This is a genomic window from Bradyrhizobium sp., from assembly GCF_019242285.1.
In the GTDB taxonomy this organism is placed as follows: Bacteria; Pseudomonadota; Alphaproteobacteria; order Rhizobiales; family Xanthobacteraceae; genus Bradyrhizobium.
The window spans coordinates 1-2,989 of sequence record NZ_JAFAVV010000078.1 but is presented as its reverse complement, the minus strand read 5'-3'; the positions used below and the strand labels follow the sequence as shown (position 1 = coordinate 2,989).

Genomic DNA, 2,989 nt, shown 5'->3' with positions numbered 1-2,989 from the left:
CCGACATCGTGCGCGGCAATCTCGGCCACTCGTTCTTCCGCGCCGAGAATGTCGCCGAGATGATTGCGCGCCGCGGTCCGCTGACCGCCGAGATCGCGTTCATTTCGGTCGTGCTGTCCTGGATCGTCGGCATTCCGGTTGCGCTTGTCAGCGCGCTGCGTCCCAACAGTCTTGGCGACAACGTCTCGCGGTTCTTCAGCATCCTGTTTCTCGCCATTCCGGGCTTCTGGTTCGGCATGCTGATCGTGCTCGGCCTGCTCTTCGTGTTCGGCTATCGGGCGCCGCTCGCCAACGTCTCTCTCCTCGACGACCCGTGGGCCAATTTTCAGATCGTCATCGGCCCGGCGATCGTGCTCGGGCTCGGCCAGGCCGCCTATATCGCCCGCATGGCCCGCTCGAGCCTGCTCGAGGTGATCCGCGAGGACTACATCCGCACGGCGCGGGCCAAGGGTCTCAACCGGCGCGTGGTCATTGCGCTGCATGCGCTCCCCAACGCGCTGCTGCCGGTGGTGACGCTGTCCGGCATCCTGCTCGGTTTCGTGCTCGCGGGCTCGATCCCGGTGGAGCGCGCCTTCGGCACGCCCGGGCTCGGCTATGCGATGGCGATCGCGGTCAGCGAGCGCGACGTGTTCGTCATGCAGAACCTGGTCTTTCTCTATGCGATCGTGTTCGTGCTCCTCAACGTCGTGGTCGACCTGATCTCCGCCTGGCTCGACCCGCGGATTCGCTTCGCATGAGCACCATCGCGCAGGACACCGCGACGCCGGCGCCGCTTGCCGGCCAGGTGAAGCCATCCCTGGTGCGGCGTCTCTGGCGCGGTCTGGCCCGGTTCGCCCGCCGCTCGCCGATGTCCGCCTTCTGGGGAGTGATCGCGGCCGGCATCCTCTTCGTCGCCGTCGCGGCGCCGGCGCTTGCTCCCTACGATCCCTTGAAGTCCGATTTCCGCGCCATGACCAAGCCGCCGTCGGAGCGCCACTATTTCGGCAGCGACCAGATCGGCCGCGACACGCTGAGCCGCGTCATCCATGGCAGTCGCGCCTCGCTGACCGTCGCGATCGGCGCGGTCGTGCTCGGCACCACGCTCGGTGCGCTGTGGGGCTTGGCTTGCGGCTATTTCGGTGGCCGCTTCGACATCGTCAGCCAGCGCTGCATCGAGTTCATGCAGTCGTTTCCCGATCTCATCCTGGCGATGGCGATCGCCATGGCGCTCGGCGCCGGCTTTGCGACTGTCATCGTCGCGATCGCGATCACCCGCATCCCGTTTGGCGGGCGGGTGATCCGAGCGGTTGTGCTGTCCTTGAAGGAGTTGTCCTATGTCGAGGCGGCACGCGGCCTCGGCGCCTCGCACCTGCGCATCATGGCGCGGCACATCCTGCCGCAATGCGTGGCGCCGTATCTGATCCTCGCGACGACCCATCTCGGTGTCGCAATCATCATCGAGGCGGCGCTCGGCTTTCTCGGGGTCGGCATTCCGCCGCCGACCCCGACCTGGGGAAACATGCTGGCCGATTCCCTCAACGCCGGCCTCGTCCCGCCGTGGTGGCTCGTGCTGTTTCCGGGCCTTGCGATCACGATCACGGTGCTCGCCTTCAATCTGCTCGGCGACGGCATCCGCGATATCCTCGACCCAAGGCTGCGGGGGGCCGTGTAAGCGGTCAACCCGCCTCGACCAGCTCGAGCGCCTCGCGGCTCGGGCCTTCGATCATTACGGCGCGGGTGTCGCCGAGCGGGTAGGATTCTTCGAGGAAGGCGACGCCTTCGCTGCGCAATTTGTCGACCCAGGCGTCGAGATCTGTGACGCTCAGCGCGATGTGATCCTGCAATTGCCCGCGCGAGCCGACGAGCGGCCGGTCGCCTTGGTTCGCGTACCAGATCAGCGCCACATCGCCGAATTCGACACCGGCTCGGGGCGAGCGGTACATTCCTTCCCGATTGAGCGCCGGCCAGGTGGGGTCCGCGCCGCGCGGCACCTTGCAGTCGGCCTCGGTCACCGGCGCGCCGCCCCAGCCAGCCCGCGGCGGCGCGTTCAGATGCTTCTGGTACCACAGCTGAGCGCAGAGCGGGTCCTCCTGATAGAGGTGCACGTGGTTGAAGCGCTCGGCCGGGTGTTCGCCGGCATACTCGACGAGCGCGTCATCCGGGCCCTTCATATATGCGAAACCTCCGCCGCCGGCCGGCCCGAGGCCCTTCTGCCTCGCCTCGGCAATCTGCGCCTTGGTCAGACCCAGCACGCCGCCCTGGCCCGGCCAGGTGTCGCTGCTGATCAGCACCGAACCGCCTTCCTCGCTCGTATAGAGCGGCAAAAGCTCGACCTCGCGCCGGGTCTTATAGGTATCGAGACTGCGGCGCGAGTCGGTGACGTGCCAGCCGAAATGCCAGATCGCGCTCTGCGGCTCGCTGGTCGGCGGCGTATCGACTTTCGTGATCAGCACCATGACGTCGTTCGGCGATTTGAGGGCCGGAAAGCCGCCCCAACTCCCCTTCGCGGTGCTCGGAAATTGCCGTGTATAGAAATCGATAGCGCCATTTGGATCGGTCGAGTTCAGATGCAGGTGATGGAATTTCGGCGTCGGCAGCATGTCGGTGCATCCTTGCAGCGGATTTGGGCTACTATGCGCCGAACACCCTTGAAATCAATGAAGGCTTGGGGGGACGTCATGAGCGTCGGGAAAACCGTTGTCATGGTAGTATTGGCGCTGGCGATGTTTACGGCTGGGGCAGGCGCTCAGCAGAACCCCGGCCCCGCGGTTGCCATCGACGACGACGATATCGGTGGCGTGGTCACCAGCCGGTTCGGGCCGGAAGCCGGCGTCTGGGTCATCGCGCAGACCACCGAGCTCAGCACGCGGTTCGCGAAGATCGCGGTCACCGACGAACGCGGAGGTTACGTCGTGCCCGACCTGCCCCACGCGCATTACCAGGTCTGGGTGCGCGGCTACGGTTGGTCGACTCGCCAAAGGTCGCGGCCGAGCCGGGCAAGATCCTCAAC

3 protein-coding genes and 1 pseudogene are annotated in these 2,989 nt (G+C 66.2%); 3 read left to right on the top strand and 1 reads right to left on the bottom strand.

Features of this window, described 5'->3' with window-relative positions; translation table 11 throughout:
• Window positions 1-737, top strand: a 737-nt coding sequence (locus JOY90_RS03285) for an ABC transporter permease (RefSeq protein WP_291689736.1), incomplete at its 5' end; no start/stop codon positions are given.
• Entirely contained in the window at window positions 734-1,651 is a 918-nt protein-coding gene (locus JOY90_RS03280) for an ABC transporter permease (protein WP_291689735.1), read from the top strand. The genes JOY90_RS03285 and JOY90_RS03280, both read left to right, overlap by 4 nt.
• Window positions 1,652-1,655: 4 nt before the next feature.
• On the opposite strand, the gene JOY90_RS03275 is transcribed toward JOY90_RS03280, so the two are convergent.
• The gene (locus JOY90_RS03275; RefSeq protein WP_291689734.1) at window positions 1,656-2,579 is read right to left on the bottom strand and encodes a VOC family protein; all 924 of its coding nucleotides are present in this window, start codon (window positions 2,577-2,579) and stop codon (window positions 1,656-1,658) included.
• Between the two features lie 78 nt (window positions 2,580-2,657).
• On the opposite strand from JOY90_RS03275, the pseudogene JOY90_RS03270 reads away from it, so the two are divergent.
• Window positions 2,658-2,989 (top strand): annotated as a pseudogene (locus tag JOY90_RS03270) (carboxypeptidase regulatory-like domain-containing protein); the annotation flags it as partial.